A 17,944-nucleotide genomic window follows, 5' to 3' on the forward strand; every position below is an offset into this window, starting at 1 on the left:
TTGCAAAAGAAAGCCCGCCACGAGGGCGGGCTGCAAGGACGCGCTGCGGAAAGCGCATGTAGCCAGGTGCAGCGATCGCGCAAGAACGGCCCGAGTTTCACGGGCCTTGAGATTTAGCGCATCGATCACAAGAGTGTTGTGGGCGCCTGCGAGATAACCGAGTCCGTGATCCTCAAGACCAGAACGATCAGCCAGTAGGGGATCGGCGTGAGGTACCACGGAGCACGACGCTCTCGCCGCTTCCGCTGCTTCGTTCGGGATGGATGGGCGATATCGGTCACAACGGTTCTCCACGTCGGAGGTCGAACATGAAGAACATCTAGCACACCACGCGTCGATACGCAACTAATGACAAGTTATACCAATTTTGTCGCCACCGAAGAGAGTAGAAATCGCCGCTCGCGCGTAGAACCGCGCCCCGACCCTATCCGGCTCGAACGCAGGCACCACACCGGCCACGTCCAGCCGTTTCCGGAGCTGGACTTGGTGGATCCCGGTCTCCTTCGCGAGCGCCATGAGCCCGACGTACTCGCGCTCGAACGCCTCCAGCGCGGCGAACGGCACGACGACCTGCGGGCACCGGTTGACCGGGTTGATTGCGGTCACCGTCTCCAGAATCGGCGCCTCCCCGTCCGGCCCCGGCGCGATCAGCGCCTCGATCACGGCGGTGGACGTGCGCAGCCGGCGCTCGGCCTCCCGGAGCGGAACCCCGACGGGCTCGACCTCCAGCCGCGTGTGACGGCGCACCTCCTCGACGTCGACGAGAAGGGACAGGTAGCCCTCGACCAGCGGATCGCGCCCGAGCTTATGCAGGGTGCCGTCGAGGACGAGCCGGACGATTTCCATGGCGGAGCAGCAGGCGCGCTTGGCGGCGCCGGGGATGGGCACAATCCCCTCCCCCGGGGCCGGCATGGGCGCGGCGCGCGCGAGCAGGCGCTCCAGGAAGTCGTCGAGATCGGCGGTGGCGAAGGCGTGCTTGGCGAGGCGCCCCCGGTGCTCGGCGTCGACGACGGGCGTGATGAAGCCGCGCTCCTCGAGGAGCTTGGTGTGGACGCGCGGGCAATTCAGGTAGCCCTCGACTTGTTTCAGCGAGAGCGCTCCAGCGACCCGGCCGGCGACCGCCTCCCCCGCCGAGGCCGGGACCGTGACGAGGTGGTCGGAGCGCGGGTCGTCGGCCGTGACGAGCCCGGCGTCGACGAGGATCTTGCGCAAGCGCTTGGGGTGGGCGCCGCTCGTCTTGTGGAGGGTGTAGACCGAGTGCAGCGTCCGGTGCTGGACGGTATGGCCGAGCACGACGTCGCCGGGGCCGACCGGCATCGTGTCGGTGACGAACCTGCGCAGCACGTCGCGCAGCGGCCCTGCCTCCCCGATCTCGTCGCCGTGGGCGAGCCATTCGTTGAGGGTGCCGAAGATCACGCGCATGCCGATCTGGCCGGCGTCGCTGGGGCAGGCGTCGCGGACGTCGGCGAGGAAGTCGCGGATCCGATCCTCACCGCCGGCGGCGATGTCGTAGCCCGCGGCGCCGGCGCGGTGCCAGGCGTCGTCCTCGAGGTCGTCGATCTTGACGTGGGCGCCGTGGATCGCGACGGCTCCGATCATCTCGCAGGCGCGGGCGGCGGCGTAGAGGGTGTTGGCGTCGAGCCAGGCGGGACCGGAGCGCCCGGCGAGGCGGTCGAGGATGTAGGTCTCGAGCCCGCTCGGCTCACGCGCGACGGCCTTGGCCGCGAGCGCGTTCAGGTGCGGCCAAGCGCGCCGGATCGTCTCGGCGAAATCCCCGAGGCGCTCGGGCGTGGCGGCGGCGCCGATCTGGACGATCGACAGGCGATGGACGGGGCAGGTACGCAGATGCGCGATCTGCCACGTGGCGCGCTGTGTGCAGGCGATCTCGGGCCGCCCGCCGCGGGTCGCGAGATCGTCGCGCAGGCACGCGGGGCAAGCGTGGATGCCGGCGCGGCGCAGGAAGGTCCGCGGGACGCGTTCGGCCTCGAACAGGAAGGTGCGTTCGCCCACGCGCCGCGGACCTGCGGCACCGATGGTCGCCGGATCGACCTTGAGATGACCGGCGACGACGGCGCGGGCGTCGTCGGTGGCGTCGATGACGTCCTGCCAGGGGATACCGAGAGTTTCGGCGAACGCGCGCGGCAAGCCGCCGGTATTCCGGGCGGCGAGGCGCGAGACGAACGAGGCGAAGGGTTCGCCGTCGACGATCGGAACGGGAAGGACGAGGAGGCTGGTCACTTCTTGCCCTTTCCCTTGCCGGCGGTCTCGGCCTCGTCCGTATCGTCGCCGTCGTCCTTGTCGGCAGCGAAGGCATGGGTCGCATGCCAATCCTCGACGAGGAACGGGTTCTCGAACGGGAGGCAGCCGCTGCGAGCGCAATAGGCCTCCGCGAAGTGTGCGACCGTGAGCGTGCCGTCGCCTTCGGTGATGGCCTCTTCGATCGCCTTCAGCGTCATCTCGATGGAGGTGCCGAAGGTCGAGTTGCAGGCGTGGATCAGCCGCTGCACGACGTGATCCCCGCGATCGAAGCCGATGCCGGCCTCTTTGCAGTATCCGGCGATCGCGCCTTCGATCGTCTTGGCGTCGAACGTGGAGATGGGCGCGAGCGGGAGCCTGTCGAAACGCCGGCGGGCGTGCTTGTGGCCGTTCACGACCGCGAGGAGCCCCTCGACGCCCGAGAGGACGAGGATCATGGGGTTCGGCTGCTGCATGAGATCGACCCAGTTGTCGCAGATCTTGTCGATCTCCATGTCGGACCCGTTCCGCAGCAGGCGCTGGGCTTCGTCGAAGTGAACGACGGAGTAACCCAGTTCGTGCAGGCGCATTTTCACGGTCTTCCAGATGAACCGTTCGGTCGAGCGGCTGCCGACCTGCCATCCGAGACGGTCGAGCACGGTGTGGCCGAGGGACTTCAGGTTGGCCGGGCTCGGGACGATGAGCGAAAGGATCTTGCACTCGTGGCCCGGGATATCGAAGCCCGGGAAGGCGGGGTGGCCGCGGAAGAGCTTGCAGACCAGAGTGGACTTTCCGGCGCCGCTGGCGCCGGTGATGACGAGGCCGCGTGCCTCTCGGTTCAACCCGAAGAGCTTGGGCTGCGGGATCGGGCGCCCGGCGCCATCCGCCCGGAGCAGGCCGTTGAAGAGCTTGCGGGCGCGTTTGTCCTCGGGACGGGGCACCGTGAGGCGGTTCAGCCGATCCATGGTGGTCTGCGGATCGTTGCACTCGGGCCCGTGATCGGGATCGAATTCCGGTGTGTTGGACATGGGGACTATCTCCGAGTTGGTGTTGGATGGATCGCCGGCACGGCAGGCGCCGACGGCATCGGGTTCATTCGAGCTCGGTCGGGTCGGCGGGGGTATCCGGCGTCTCGACGGTCGGCGCGTCACCGCCCTTGGCGCGCTTGCGGCGTGGAGCCGGCGCGGCACCCTCGAGCGGAGCCGGAGCGACCGGGGCCGAGTTGTCGTCCGCCGGCGCCTGCGCGGTGTCGCCGCCCGCAGAGACGACGTTCGCGAGCAGGTCACGCGGGCCGGTCTCGACGCTACGTGCCTTGGGCTCGCCCATGCGGAAGGCGCCGAAGGTGCGGGCCTCCTCGCGGGCGATGCGCTCCGAGCTCCAGTCCTCGGCGACGATGCCGGCGCGGCCGCGGGCGAAGCGGTCGACCTCGTCGATGGCCGCGAGCGCCTTGCGGATGGTCTCCGCCTCGGCCGCTTCGTTCGCCTTGAGGCGGCTGCGCATGTCGCGACCCGCGGCGAGCCAGCGGGGTGCGTCGACGCCTCGAAAGACGTCGGCGTGGGTGGCCGGGACCTCGACGAAGCCGCCCGGAAGACGCACGAGGATGCCGCCGATGTCGGAGGCGAGCCAGCGCACCTCGAATTCGCGCTGCTGCGTGTGGCGGAAGACGTACATCAGCTCCGGCGAGGTGTAGTCGACGCCGAGCACGCGGATGCCGCGGTTGGTGACCGGCCGCTTGAGGACGCTTCCGAACGCCAGGCGACGCTTCAGCAAGGAGGGCGGCGGGGGCGCCCCCTTGGTGCGCTCGAGCCGCCGCCACGCCTGGATCGGGGTCTCCCCGCCGAGTTCGGCGCGCGGTGTGTTGTGGTAGATGTCGACGATCCAGCGTACGACGGCGACGATCAGGGTATCGACATCGTGCGCGACGTTGGCTTCGGGGTCGTGGTCCCCGCGCTCGAAAATGTTGGCGAAGGTGCGCCCGGTGAGGCGCCACATCAGCTTGATCGCGATGGTGCCGAAGACGCGCTCGATGGTGCCGCGCAGCTGCGGCACGCCGGCGGGCGGGCGCACGAGGTGCGATCCGATGGCATTGGCCGCGAGACGGAAACGCTTGGACTTGAAGCTGGCGCGGTTGTTGTCGGTGGCGATCTGGACGGGGGTGCCGTGCATGAACCAGTGGCTGAGCGCGCCGACCGCGTCTGCCCACTGCTTCTTGTCGAGGGTGATCATCTCGAGGGCGGCGATGGCGCTGTCGGCCGAGGCGACCTGCGAGATGCGCAGGGCGACGATGCAGCGGGTGGCACAATCGATGGCGATGGTGAGGAGCCAGCGCCCGACTCTGATCGCCTCCCGCATCTCCGGGCTGAGCTTCTCGACGATGCCGGCCTTCGCGAGAAAACCGAGGACGTCCATCTTCCACTCGTCCATCTCGACCCGCTCGAGCGGCAGCTCGACGACGAGGCCGGCGCCGACGGCGGCGTGCTTCTTGAGGGCCTTCTCGATGCCGAGTCGGCGCACGTCGGTTTCGAACGGGTCGAGCTGCTTGATGGCGCCGAACACCGCGTCCTTGCCGGGCACCCGCAGCTCGAAGAGACCGGCTTGCGCCCGCGCGATGTTTTCGGCGGCGAAGGTGTCCTTGACCTCCTGGACAATGGCCGCCTTGGTGGGACGCGACGGGTCGGCGTACTTGCGGACGACCTTGTGAAGGAGCGAGATCGCGTCGGGCAGCATGCGTGCGCTGCGGTTTCCCGACTTCATGCAGTCGTCCTGCAGGGCGGCGAGCCCGCCGAAGCCGTAAGAAACGGCCCAGGTCAAGATCGACTTCGCGCAGGGCGCTCCGTTCATCGTGAACGTGCGACGAGCGTCCTTGCGCTTGTCGCCGGCGCGCTCCTCGGACCGGTCCAGAAAGATCTGGATCAGCATTTGCGGAATGGCGGCCTTGATTGAGGCCTCGGTCCGCTTGACGCGCCCGTCGCGCTCGAAGTCGAGGAAAATGCGAGCCCAGGCCTCGCGGAAGAACAGCCGTTTCAGCTGAGCTGGGTCCAGAGCGGCGACGATCTGCTCGTCGTATCGCGCGCGGGCGACGGCGCAATGCGGCGAGTACCAGCCGCGGTCGACCTGCAGCTGGCCTTCCTGGAGGTGTCGGTGGAATTCCTCGTGCGTGAAGGTCTCGGCCACGGCGTTCGGGCCGTCCGACTTGGCGAGGAGAACCTGCCCGATCTCGGTGGTCTGGAGCCAGCTCCACTCGCGCCCCTCGAAGAGGATGCGATCCTCGGGCGTGAGGTTGTAGCGCGACGCGGAGCCGGGCGGCTGGACCAAGATGGAGGGGTGGGGCTTGATGGGCTTGCTCATCGCGCGTCCTCCCGTGAGGAGGGGGCGGCGACGATCTTCAAGCGTCCCGCGAGAAGAAGGCGCTCCAGCTCCCGCTGGGTCACGAAGCCGAAGACGACCAAACGGTCTTCGGTCTGGCGGATGAGGAAGTGGCCGCCCGCAACGGAACTGAGCCACATCCATTCCCGTCCCTTCCAGTGGATGCGATCCTCGGCGGTGAAGCACGTATTCATCGCGCGTCCTCCACCTTGGCGACGAGCGTGTGGTCGCCGATGATCTGGTGCCGGAGCGTCTGCAGGCTGCCGGAGGCGAGGAGGCGCATCGCGGCGCGATAGCCGCGACCCTCGATTCCAGCGGCCTCGACGAGGCTCTTCATGGTGACGGCGCCGGAGAAGCGCTGCGCGGCGGCGAGCACGACCGCGTCATCAGCGGGATCGCCGAGGCGGCAGGCGTCCATGAGCTCGGCGTTCCGGAGATCGACGGGGTCGATGTCGTTCTCGGTAACGAGGCAGGCGCCGTCGGCGAGGGAGCGCGGCATCTGCGCCGCGATGCGCCGCACGAGGGCCGGCAGTCCCTTCCGCTCGGCGATGACGGCGGGCTTGACCGCGAAGGCGATCCGCCGGCCATCGACGAAGGTGGCGAGGAAGTCGAACGTGTGCCGGCGCGGCTTGCTGTCGTTGTCGAGATAGCGCACGACGGGGCTTTGCTCGACGACGCGGACGACGTCCTGGCGGTAGGTCAGGACGAGCGCGGTCTTGCGCTCGAGCCAGCTCTCGACCGGCAGCTCGCGAAGGGAGCCGTCGGCGTCCTCGACGACCATGTCGACGACGACGGCGGCCTTGGAGGAGATGGCGGGCGTACGCGCCCCGAGGGCGGGCGTGGGCAGTGTCAAATCGGGATGAGTGCTCATGGCGACCTCGTTCCGTTGGGACGGCCGCTCCCATTCGCGACCGAGGTGCGGTCGCGCTGGAGAGGCACAAGTCGGGTGAGGTCGTCGGAAGCCCTTGCGGCCCGCCCCGGAATCGGTCAGATTGCGGGTGCTAGTGCGGGGACCCGGAAGGGCTTCCGACGACGAGGCGCCCGGTCGCTCTGCGGCTCGGGCGTTTCGTTTTTGTGGACTGTGCTATGGCGCCTCCATCGTTCGGGTCGACGGCGGCCGCGCCGCCGGGGGTGGTCGTTTCACTTGGACCGTTGCTGGCTCGAGCGAATCGACGAATCGGACTCTCTCGAGAATCGCTTCGGTTGAAAAGTGCGTCTCGACGCTCGCCTGACGCGAATCCTTGCCGGTGATAGACGCGGACTCCGCAGGCCCCGGGAGTCAAGATGTTGGGGATATCTCCCCAACACCTCCGCCGACTCCGCGGATTCGTCGACCGCGCCGGCGCGATCGAGCAGTCCGTCGCCAGCTGCGACGATCCGCCACAGCCCACTGTGCTCCGAAAACTGCGCGATTCGACCGCTCGAATTTTTTTGCGGAGACGTTTCGTCGGCCGGATCCTGCATTGCGGACAGGAGTGTGATCTCGCCAAAGCCTTGCGTGCTCGAGCTTTTCGGACTCTCGCGATCGCCGCGTCGGCGTGCGGGTCGTCGCGGATTCGCCTCGCCGCCGCGGATGGCGACGGGACGATACGAGGGGCTGTAGGCGATCATGCCCCTCTCCCCTCCTGGCGTCGCAGAACGGATGCCTTCGCCGACGCGGCCGCGATCTCCTCGATCTCACGCCCGTCGAGAACGCGTCGGGACACGAGCGCTTCCGCGATCGCGAGGCAGAGGTCCGCCTGCGCCCGGATCAGGTCCTTTGCGACTTCGTAGAGACCCTGGAGCTCGGCCTCGACGCGTTCGAGGAGGGACGCGTCGTAGAGCGCCGCCACCTCCGCCGACTCGGTCGGCGCCCGGTAGGCGAGGTTCGCTCCGAGGCCGAGCGAGGCATGGATCGCGATAGCGAGCCTGGTCGCGCGGGCGAGATCGCTGGAGGCGTGCCCGCCGGCGCCGTCGTGTGGACCGGCGCCGAGGACCTCGTCGGCGGCGCGCCCGCCGAGCAGCATGACGATCTCGGCCTCGACGTCGGCGCGGGTCTTGACGTAGGTCCGCCGCTCGACGACGAGCCCGCCGCCGGTCTCTCCGTCGAGCATGACGTCGACGCGCACGATGCGATGTCCGAGCATGAGGGCGGCGACGGTGTGGCCGGCTTCGTGGATGGCGCAGGTGCGCAGCTCCGCCGGCCCGCGCGGATCCGGCGGAGTCGCGGCGGCGACGAGGTCGACGAGCGCGAGCGGGCGCCCCTCGTCGCGGGCGACCTGGCGCGCGTTGCGGACGTAGAGCGCGAGGTCGGCGCCAGACCGGCCCTCCGTCCCGCGTGCGATCGCCCCGAGGTCGGCGTCGACGAGATCCGCCGCGAGATGCATGCGCAGGATGGCCTCTCGCGCGTCGGCGTCCGGCAGCCCGATCGCGATCGTCTGGTCGAGGCGCCCGGCCCGCCGGAGCGCCGCGTCCACGCGCTCCGCGTCGTTGCAGGCGCCGACGAGCACGAAGCCGGGGGAACCCAGGCAGCCGTCGATCATGCCGAGGATGCCGTTGACGAACTGGACCTGGAAGCCGCGATTGCGTCCGTGCTCGGCATCGCGCGGCGAGATCGAGTCGATCTCGTCGATGAACAGGATGCCGCCGATCGTCCGCGCCCGCGTGATCGCGGCCTTGGCGGTGCGCATGATGTCCCCGAGATGGCCCTCGCCCGTGGCGAACCAGTCGCCGACGGACGTCACGGTCAATGGCACGCCGCAGCTCTTGGCGAGCGCGCGGGCGAACATCGACTTGCCGGTCCCCGGCGGCCCCGAGAGCAGGATGCCGCGCGGCAGGTCGATCGTCTCCCCGGCGCGCAGCCGAGTGAAGTCTCGGGCGAGCCGGAGCCCCCATTCGCCCGCCGCGCCGTAGCCGGGGATGGTCTCGAGCGGCGGCACACTGTCGTCGACGTGGACCGACATCAGCCGCTCGCCGGCGAGGCGCAAGCGTCGGGCGCAATCCTCCGCGGTCGAGCGGCGGCGGATCGCCATGGCGATGGTCTCCAGGGAGAGCCCGCCGAGCCCCTCGAGTCGCGAAGCATCCGGGGCGTCGCCGGTGATGATCTGGATCGTCTCCGCGAGGAGCGCCGGGTCCGGCGGCGGGATGGTGATAATCGCATCGAGGATCAACCGCAGCTCAGGCGGGAGGCTGGCCTCGGCTTCGGTATGGACGATGAGCCGACCGCCGCGCGCCAACGAGCGGGAGAATTCCCGCATGTTGGCGGCGTTGGTCTTCGCCGTGGGCCCTCTGCTCGCGAACAGCGCGTGATGCTGTCCAGCGACGGAGTCCTGTTTCGAAAGACCCGCCCGGTTGGCGAACACGAGGGCGTCGAGCGCCTCCTGGACGTGGGCACTCCAGGTCTCGGTGGGCATGACGATCGCGATAGCCAGCGAGCGCCGCGCCGCGAGCCCCTGCAGGATCTCCGCCGGCAGGGCGCGCCCGACAGCGAGATGCGCCAGGATCTGGTCGGCCGACCCGGTCATCAGGTTGGCGCCGGCCCAGTGTGGCGGGAACTCCCCGCCGGCGGACCCGGGCGTCGTCGCCAGCTCGTCGATGTCCTCGTCGCACGAGACGAGCAGCTCCTCGAGCGTCGGCCCGTCGCCCGGCCATCTGGTATCGTCCTCGCGGTGCGCGGGCGGGTCGCCTTCCTTCGGCGCCGGCCACGGACTCGGCGCCAGGGGCGGCAGGCCACGGCGCTTCTTCCTCGGCGGGGCTTTCGCCGGCGCCTCGGCCGAGACCGTCGGCGCGATCTCGTGCGCCGGCGCGGTCTTGCTGCGCTTGGATGCGGCCTTGCGCCTGGCGGCGCGGTTTTGGGGCTTCTCGGTCATGGCGAACGCTCCACGGGTTGCCCCGGGGCGCTCGCGTGGCGTCACCCGGTCGGCAGCAGGTCTCGTCGGTCGGTGGTGATGGCGGAGGGCGCACGTACGGCGCCGGCTATCGCGCATATTCGGGAGACCCGGCGTACCGGCGTCTCCGGCCCGAGCGGGGCGTCGAGATCGACGGCGACGAGCCCCTCGCAGGCGAGCGCCAGCACGGCGGCGACGCCGTCGACGGCACCGCGGGCGGCGGAGGCGGCCTCGATGAGCGGCAGCGTGCCGGCCTCGTCGAGGGCGGCGAGGATGCGCACGCGGTCGCCTGCGCCGACACGAACACGCCGGCAGGACGCAATGAGGCGCATGGTGGTGAAGCGCGGCTCGGCGCGCAGCGTCGCGGCGGTTTCGAGCCGGTAGCCGTGGCCGGCGGCCGCGGCCGCATCGGCGATCGCCTGCGTGGGCGCCGGCAAGGCCGACGCATCCGGAACGACGTCGGCGAGGATCGACGCTCCGCCCTCGAGGACGAGCCGATAGGCCGGCTGATGACCGATCCCGCCGGTGAACTCGAGCGTGACGTCGCCGCGCGAGACGGCGACGATCTCCGGATCGAGGTCGCAGAGCGTGAGGAAGTCCGCGCCCAGCCGGCTCGCCGTCGGCAAGCGGCCGGCGGCCTTGCGGCTCGGGGCGCCTCGGCGGGTGGGACTGGGAAAGGAATTGGAAGTGGTCACGAAGGGTCTCCCATGCGGCTGCGCGCAGGATCGGGCTCGCGGGCCCGACGGAAGACGGGCCCGGCTCAGAGGGTGGCTACCCCTATGCGTATGGTTAGCACTTCGTTCATGGATCGAAGTAGGAACAGAAGTGGATCAGAGAGTCAACAGGCTTGGGAAGACATTTGGACAGGTGGCGCAGCGCACGCAATAGGTGGTGGGCTTCGGGTGGACCGATCCAAGGGTCGATGGCCCCCGTGCATCGCGCAATGCGTCAATGTGGAGACGACCCGCCGAGCATCTTGCACGGCTACGCCTGCGTACCGACATCTAGCGTGGCTTCAGCCGAGGAGAGATGTCGATGAGCAAGGACCAAGATCGCATGATTTCGAAGAGATCGGATGGGAAGTGGGCCAACAAGCGGAATGACGCGAGCCGCGCTTCGACGCTGCACAACACGCAGCGGGACGCGATCGACGCCGCTCGACGAATGCTGGGCAACCAGGGCGGCGGGGAGATGAGCATCCAGCGCGCGAAAGGAGGCATTCGCGCCAAGGACACAGTCTCACCCGGACGAGATCCGAACCCGCCACGCGACAAACGCTGAGCCGAATGCCGATTCCACGCTGCTGATGCTCAACCGAGGCAGCAGGGGGGCTATGCTATGCATGGCCGCGACTTCACGCAGGCGTCAGGCGCAAAATCATTGACGAAATGGCTGAGAGCGACACCGACCGCCAGTCCGCGAATCACCAACACGCGAGCCATTAGACGGAGATAGTCGACCGATGACACGTGGCGAAGAGATGATCTCCGAGTTCGATTCGGCACTTGCAGCGCTTGAACATCTGCAGCTTCAGCACTATTCCGACGCTGACGTCCGCCATATCGTTGAGCGTCTTGGATCTAAAGTCGAGCGCTTCTTCAAGTCAGCAATCTTCCCGGGATCGGCAACAACTGAGACGTTTGATGTACTAATTAATAGATTAAAATCAATTGGTATCAGCAAAGCGCACCGAGGCCGCCTTCATGCATTGCGTGAGCTATACAACTTAGCCAAACACGATCCAAGTCAAGCAATTCGACTAAAAAATACGATGCATTCAGTTTTGGAAGCTCGACAGTCCATTCAGGAACTAGTCGATTTCAAAATCGGAATGACAGCGGAACGTATTGAGACCGTTGTCAGCCGATTTCTATGGATATCAGCTTACGACGTATATCACGCGGGCGTAAGTGAGGTATATGTAAGCTTGCCCTTGACTAAAGAGGTATTTGCAACTCATTTAGATGTTTTTTGGATAAAGGGCCTGGAATGGGATGAACTCAAGGCCGAGCTTCTTGAGACAGGATCATTTTTTTATGGATCTGAGCATTTTGACCCCGAAGTTTATGATCGCTTCAAAGAAGGTGACTTTATCAACGCCGGCGTCTGGGATGGAGAATATCGAAATCTTATTCAGATCATGTCAAAATATGATGACAGGCCAACGGCCGGTCAATTACTCCCGTTTCTTCGACGGGACCATAACTATGTCGCGGTCCTCACGGCCATCGGCCTTGCCGGCGTTGATGTTGCTAGAGCGGCTTCCAGTTCCCTGACAAAAGATGCGCTGGAGGCCGCCATTCTTGACCGGGCGGATCAAGTGTATGCGATGCCGAGCGAGCAGCCCTGGGTGAAAAAGGCAGCTGATGACTTGGCGGAGTTGATCGTTCAGCTACCGTTCGCATCTTGGCCTCAGATTAGCGGCCCATTCTGGAACCTTTGGAACCCAAAACCGCTCACCACGGCCGCAACCCTAAGAAAAGAGGCGCAGCGGTATGTGATTTATGACGCAACTCGAATTGTAATCGTGTGAACTAAACAGGAAGCGAGAGTGCTAGCGCCTTACTCTGCAGCCACTGACACCGCATCGAAAATCTCCTCGACGAGCACCTCCTGCTCGGCGCCGTTGACCTCATAAGCGACGACCTCGTCGACGCCCGCGCCGAGAAGCGCCTGGGCGAGCGGCTGCCCGACGTGCACGACGCCCTTATCGGGTGCGTTCTCCCGATCGGAGATGACGATGGTCATGACCTTGTCGCGGTCGAGGTAGCGGACGCGCACGGTCGCCCCCGGCGTGACGACGAGACCACCGTAGAGGCCACGCATGCTCTCCTGGTCCCCGCCGACATCGGCGGCCGGGGCCGTGTCGGGTGCGGCGGCCATCCGTTCGGCGATGGCGAACAGCTCCTCGCGCAGCCCCTGCTCTCGCCGCTCCTCGACGAAGGGCTCGAACGTGATGCCGGGATCGGTGACGCCGACGAGCCCGCCCGTCGCCTCCTGCACCAGAGCGGCTGCCGTCTCGCCTGCCGGCGCGGCCGCGGCCTGCGGCACAGCCGAGTACTCCGGCGGCGCCAACGGGACAGGCGGCACCTCGGCCGCGACTTCTGCATCCGGCCTCGCGACGGCATCATCGCCAGCCGGCAAGTCCTCCGCGATCGGAAGATCGGTGGCATCATCCATGGGAAGGCCGCCGGCGCCGACGAGCTTGCCGCCTGCGACGCGCCGATACTCGGTGTAGACGTCCGGCGAGGCGTCGGCTCCGATCGGCTGGATGCCGAGCCGTTCCAGAGTGGCGACGAGGTCGCTCCACCAGAACTCGGCCTCGGTATTCCACTGGGAGCCGAATACCCGCCAGAACACCCATCCGGCGCGCTCGAGGGCGGCCTGGCGGCGCATGTCGTCGTCCCAGCGATCGGGTCCGTGGAACTTGTCGCCATCGAGCTCGATCGCGAGCCGCCGGTCCTCGGCGCCCTCGACGACCAAGTCGATTGCATAGGGTCCCGCTTCGACCTGAGAGCGGACGCGGTAGCCGGCGTCGAGGAGGCGGCGGCAAACGTCGCGCTCTAGCCCCGATTGGCAGCGATCGAGCACGCCCTTGCCGTCGAGCTTGCGGCCCGAGGGCATGGGCTGGGCGAAGTGCTCGATGACCTGACGCTTCAGGTCCTCTGCCTTGAGCTGGGAGACCGCGAGCGACCGGACGAGGTAGACCCGGTCGCGCCCGCGGCTCATCGCGACGTTGAAACGCTGGGCCATGGAGCGGGCGGTCAATGCAGGGACCTTGCCCGCCTGCACCATCGACAGAAAGACGATGTCGCGTTCCTGGCCCTGCATAGTCCGGCTGTCGCCGCAAATGATGCGGTGCCGCTCGATCGCCTCGTGCCCGATCATGGGGTGGCTGATGAGCGCGCGCTCGACCTGCTCGGCCTGCACGGACCCGACGAGGGAGATGACAGCGATCGTCCGGTGGCGCATGGCAGGGTCTGTAACGATCTTGGCGATCTCCTCGACGATGACGTCGCGCTCCTGCGGGTTCCATTTCGACTTGTACACGCCGTCGGCGACGAAGATGTCGATCAGGGGCGGATCCAGTCGCTCGGAGGCCTTCGGGATGCGAAGCGGGATGAGGCGGCCGCCGTAGAAGCGGGTCGAGAACTGAATGATCGGCGCGACGCAGCGGAAGTGCTCCCGCAGCATGACATGCGCCGACGGAAACATCATCGACGCGATGTCGAAGATCGAAGTGTCCTGGTCGATGGCGTTGCGAATCGTGATATGCCGTAGATACTGCGCCCGCAGGGCGTCGATCTGAGCCTGGGGCATTCCGACCGAGGACGGGCTCACCTGCTGCTCGTCCCCGACGACGAGCCACTTCTTGCCGCGTGCCAGGGCGCCCAAGGCGGTCACGTCGGACTGAGAGGCCTCGTCGAGGACGACGAGGTCGAACGAGCCGAGGGTCGCGGGCAACTGCTCGGCGACGCGATATTCCGGCATGATCCAGACCGGCGCCGCGGGCGCGGCGTCGAGCGCCGCCTCTCGAATCTGACGTCGCCAGCGGTGCGCGCTCTGCCCTGTACCTGCGCCCAGGTTGCGCATAGCGGTCGTGAACAAGACGAGCGCCTGCTTGATCTTGTCCGTCAGGTGCCCCTTCAGGCCCCGAAGTGTGCGCTCCCGGATCAGCCTTTCGAAGCGCCGCGCGCGGCGGGTGACAAGCTCCGCCTTCCGCGCGGACAGGGTCGCCGGGTTCTCGAGGCCCAGGATGCCGTCGATCCTGTGGCGCGCAGCCGCCCAGGCCCAGGCCTTCTCCCAGTCGGGCCGCACGATCTCCCGGGTGTCGAGGGACGGATCGGCAAGCCTCTTCGCCCAAGCGGGTGCGCCGAGCTTCGCCAACAGCTCGAGACACGCGGAGAACTCTTCAAGCGCCTTGGAGCGCCCCGCCAGATGCTGCAGCTCGCGGGTGAGCGCAGCACGGGCTTCGACGATTTCGGGCTCTGTACATGTCCCCTCGGCGATGGCTCGGGCGAGGTCGGCCATGTTGTCGAACAGGGGCCCTCGTCCGCTGTCTGCAATATTGCGCATGGTCTCGAGCGCCGGATGGGTCCGGTCGGCATCGTCCTTCAGGTTGGCCCGGAAGGCGAAGAGGATCGGCGCTAAGTCGCCCGAGCGAACCGCCTTGTCGACGTCCAACCCGTAGGGAAAGAGAGACGACACGACCTGACAAATCGTCGGAGCGGCGGCGGCAAGATCACAGGCTCGTTCGAACTCCTCGCGCAGACGTTTGACGGCGGCGAGGAACTCGTCCGGATCGTCCGCCAAGCGGGGAAGACGAGGCTCTTCGTTCCACTGAGCGAAGAAGCGGTCGTGCTCGGCCCGCCAGCGCCGATAAGCCTTGACCCGGCTCCAATCCTCCGGGGTGCGCGGGGCCGCGTCACCGATCCGGACTTCGTCGAGGGTCCGCTTGAGATCCTGCGCGAAGAGCGCGGCTGCAAACCCGAACGGCTTCTCCCCAGCTGCGAGACGGGCGACAGCCATTTCGAGCTTTTCCGCCCTCTCACCGGATCCGAAATCCGGGATCCGGATCGGTTGGGGCGAGATCCGCGCCCGAAAGACCGCGAGTTCGACTACTCGGTCAATCCAGCCGCGCACGGGACCGGCGTGTCCCCCTGCGAGTTCCTCCTCGACGAGCCTGGCGTACAGGTGGCTCGCCGACGGAGAGAACTGGCTGATTTCCGCCGAAATTTTGATAAGGTGGACATGCGCCTCGCGGGCCCGTCGTTCGTCTTCGAGCGTATCGAGAACGAGCAGCGGCGCGCCGCTGTAGTCCTCGGCGGCCGCCAGCTTCCGGCTCGCTTCGTGGCGCATCGCCGCAGTGAGGTCCGCCGTCTTCGGCAGAACCTCCGGCGCCGGAAACGACGAACCGAGATAGACGAGATCGCCCCCGAGGTCGGAACGGAGTTGAACGATCCGGTCGACGAGTTCGCCGAGCCGGGTCCCGCTCCCGTCCGCCGCTGGTCGATCCGTGAACCATGCAAATTGCGGCTCCTCCTCCGCGAGAACACGCGCGAGGTCCATCGGAAGGTAATCGGTCCCGCTGTAATCGACCGCCCCGAGGTTGGCCCTGGCGATGTCGCCGAGGGAAGCGTCGATCCCGACGATCTCCTGCTCAAGCCGGACGATCTCGTCCTGAATCTCGATGATGCGCCGCTCGATCTCATGCGTCTGCGCGGACGCGGCCTCGCCGGCCAAGGCCTGGACGGCTTCCTCGAGCTGCTTTGCACCCTCGCGGTCCGAGTGCACGACGGCGATGGTCATGGTGCGGAGCTCGGCGGGCAACTTGTCCTGCACGGCCGCAATGGCCTCGGCGGTGCGTGCGGTGACGAGCACGCGCCGGCCCGTCGCCATATAGTGGGCGATGACGTTGGCGATGGTGTGCGTCTTGCCGGTGCCCGGCGGCCCCTTCACGACGGCAATGTCTTCGCGCTCAAGGGTGTCGACGATCTCGGCCTGCTCGGCATTGAACGGTAGGGGAAAGAAGTAGGCCGACCTCTTCGCGACCGCCGGCTCGGGCTCGCCCCGAACTCCTCCTCCGCTCCCGCGACCGGCGCCCGCGCCTCCGCCGTTCCGGCTGTCATTCTCGGTGCCGAACTCCGTGCGGGTGAAGCCCCAGTCCACGAGGTTGACGCCGGCGTCGATCTTCTCGTCCGACGGCGGCTTCACCAAGCCGACCAGCGGCTTCTGAAGGCGATCCTCGGAGGCCTTCCGGATCTCCTGCTCGATGCGCCTCAGATCCTGCTGGCGCAGGTCCTCGGAGCGCGGACGGGCGTAAATCACCCAGGTGCCGTAGACGGCGAGCTCGCCCGCCGGCAGCGGTAGCTTTTCCCCAAGTGGCACCTCGACCGCCGGAACGAAGCGCGCCGACGACGAGAGGCGATTGGCGGCCCCGATGAGGATGTCCTCGAAGCTCACCGGGTCGTGCGGATGAAGCGGCACGTCCGGATCGGCGGCGCGCGCATCGACTTGGCTGGAGAGCGGCCCTTGCGCTCGGTCGGCTTCTGCGAGTTCGATCGCCCGGAAAGGACGCAGGTTGACCACGGCCGGAAGTGAGCGGGGCCCGACGACGAGCGTCCCGTCTTCCTCCAAGAGAAGCTCGCACGGCTTCTCGATCAGGGGCATGTCGATCTGCGGCAGCTCTTCGGGCTCCCACCGGGCGACACCAATGCCCCAGACGACCTCCGGAACATTGGAATCGCTACCCGCCTGCATCAGGCTGTGGAGCCGGTAGAGCACCTGGTAGAGAGCGATCGTGCGCCGCCGGGGGCGCTCCGAATCCGCCCAGGGCTGCCACCTGCGCGCCTTCCACTCGTCGAAGAGCGCCTGCCATTCCGGCATGCGCTCGGTCCTGAGGACGACGTACACATGGGTCGCCGAGACCGGCGGGTCGACGTCGTTGCCGTCCTCGTCCTGCTGGCGCTCCGCCCGCGTCCGGTACGGATGGACGTCGGCCTCCTCAAGGATGCCAGCCTCGGCGAGATCGGACGCCTCCTCGACGGTCACGACCAGCGCGACCCGGTCCTCGAGGCGAGGCCCGCGGACCGGGTCGTCCAGATCGCCGACGACCCATCCGTCGAAGATCGGATCGGGCCCGGGCCCCTCCGTCGGCCGGAGGCGATCGATCGCGAGCCAAGTCTCATCCCGACCGAAGCGGATGCCCGGCAGATCGGCGATCTCCTTCTGGTGAAAAACGCCGAGCCCGTACTCGGCGAGGCGCATGGTCGTCTTTTCGCGCGCCTTCAGCAGCTCCGCTGCGAAGTGAACGAGGCCCGAGAGGCGTTCGCGGTCGGTAGGCTCGGTCATTGAAGCGGCTCAGATAATCGAATGGAGGTTCGCCACGATGGCCAACGGGAAACATCGCCGCACGGGAACGGTGCGGTTAAGATCGTATCGCACGTTGGAGGCTCTGCAAATTGATAACCGCGGCAGCACGCAAGTTCGGCAGGGGAAAGCGCTGAAAGCTCGCGGGATGTCCGCAGCGATGCTGTTTGCCGGCGTCCCGCAGGTAGAACGACTGGTGCGCCCGTTGAAAGTTACAGCACCCATAATGCATATCGCATGGGATCGGCGCGAGGCTCACGCGCCGATCCGCACCATCAGGACGAGACGCATATGGTCCAGCAACCGGTGCGCTACTGGCGCGCCGACGGGAGTGTTGTTACGCACGACGGAGACACAGATAGCTTGCCTTCAGTCGACGCCGAAACAGACGCGAGTGCCACAACGACGTCACGAATCGAGACGATGGCCGCCAGAGCGATTGCGACGATCCCGAGGTATAGGATGATTTCGTGTGGCAACGTTAGCACCGCTGCTAGCACGCTTGCTCCTGCCGCCGCGCGGCGGCTCCTATAATCAGGGTTCCAAATCCCGGAAAGCATGAGCGACCTCCTGCTCGTACGATCGCAGCGGCTCGCCCGGCACCATGC

Annotated in this window: 10 protein-coding genes; 2 read left to right on the forward strand and 8 right to left on the reverse strand. The window is 67.2% G+C overall.

Annotated elements, in window-relative coordinates:
* Positions 1–345: 345 nt before the first annotated feature.
* The 7 genes from ACTZWW_RS08455 to ACTZWW_RS08485 form a co-directional block, all read right to left on the reverse strand.
* On the reverse strand, positions 346–2,238 hold the full coding sequence (locus tag ACTZWW_RS08455) for a TniQ family protein (RefSeq protein ID WP_444780504.1): 1,893 nt from the start codon (positions 2,236–2,238) through the stop codon (positions 346–348).
* Positions 2,235–3,386, reverse strand: coding sequence for an ATP-binding protein (locus tag ACTZWW_RS08460; protein WP_444780505.1), 1,152 nt, complete (start codon positions 3,384–3,386; stop codon positions 2,235–2,237). Before ACTZWW_RS08460 ends, ACTZWW_RS08455 begins: the two co-directional genes overlap by 4 nt.
* Positions 3,328–5,583, reverse strand: a complete 2,256-nt coding sequence (locus ACTZWW_RS08465; RefSeq protein ID WP_444780506.1) for a hypothetical protein — start codon at positions 5,581–5,583, stop codon at positions 3,328–3,330. Before ACTZWW_RS08465 ends, ACTZWW_RS08460 begins: the two co-directional genes overlap by 59 nt.
* Positions 5,580–5,795: a hypothetical protein gene (locus ACTZWW_RS08470; RefSeq protein ID WP_444780507.1), complete on the reverse strand. Its 216-nt coding sequence runs from the start codon at positions 5,793–5,795 to the stop codon at positions 5,580–5,582. Before ACTZWW_RS08470 ends, ACTZWW_RS08465 begins: the two co-directional genes overlap by 4 nt.
* Entirely contained in the window at positions 5,792–6,472 is a 681-nt protein-coding gene (locus ACTZWW_RS08475; RefSeq protein ID WP_444780508.1) for a hypothetical protein, read from the reverse strand. Before ACTZWW_RS08475 ends, ACTZWW_RS08470 begins: the two co-directional genes overlap by 4 nt.
* Positions 6,473–7,208: 736 nt before the next feature.
* Positions 7,209–9,449 (reverse strand): AAA family ATPase, encoded by a 2,241-nt coding sequence (locus ACTZWW_RS08480; protein ID WP_444780509.1) that lies wholly within the window; start codon positions 9,447–9,449, stop codon positions 7,209–7,211.
* A 41-nt stretch (positions 9,450–9,490) separates the two neighbouring features.
* Positions 9,491–10,162 (reverse strand): hypothetical protein, encoded by a 672-nt coding sequence (locus ACTZWW_RS08485; protein WP_444780510.1) that lies wholly within the window; start codon positions 10,160–10,162, stop codon positions 9,491–9,493.
* Positions 10,163–10,502: 340 nt separating this feature from the next.
* On the opposite strand from ACTZWW_RS08485, the gene ACTZWW_RS08490 reads away from it, so the two are divergent.
* A complete protein-coding gene (locus ACTZWW_RS08490) occupies positions 10,503–10,748 on the forward strand; it encodes a DUF2188 domain-containing protein (RefSeq protein WP_444780511.1) in 246 nt (81 codons plus the stop codon).
* A 181-nt stretch (positions 10,749–10,929) separates the two neighbouring features.
* Positions 10,930–12,000, forward strand: a complete 1,071-nt coding sequence (locus ACTZWW_RS08495; RefSeq protein WP_444780512.1) for a hypothetical protein — start codon at positions 10,930–10,932, stop codon at positions 11,998–12,000.
* Positions 12,001–12,029: 29 nt separating this feature from the next.
* Here ACTZWW_RS08495 and ACTZWW_RS08500 read toward each other — a convergent pair whose 3' ends face one another.
* Positions 12,030–17,318, reverse strand: coding sequence for an AAA domain-containing protein (locus ACTZWW_RS08500; protein WP_444780513.1), 5,289 nt, complete (start codon positions 17,316–17,318; stop codon positions 12,030–12,032).
* Positions 17,319–17,944 lie beyond the last annotated feature (626 nt).

It is taken from the genome of Salinarimonas sp. NSM, assembly GCF_052380005.1.
Lineage (GTDB): Bacteria > Pseudomonadota > Alphaproteobacteria > Rhizobiales > Beijerinckiaceae > Salinarimonas.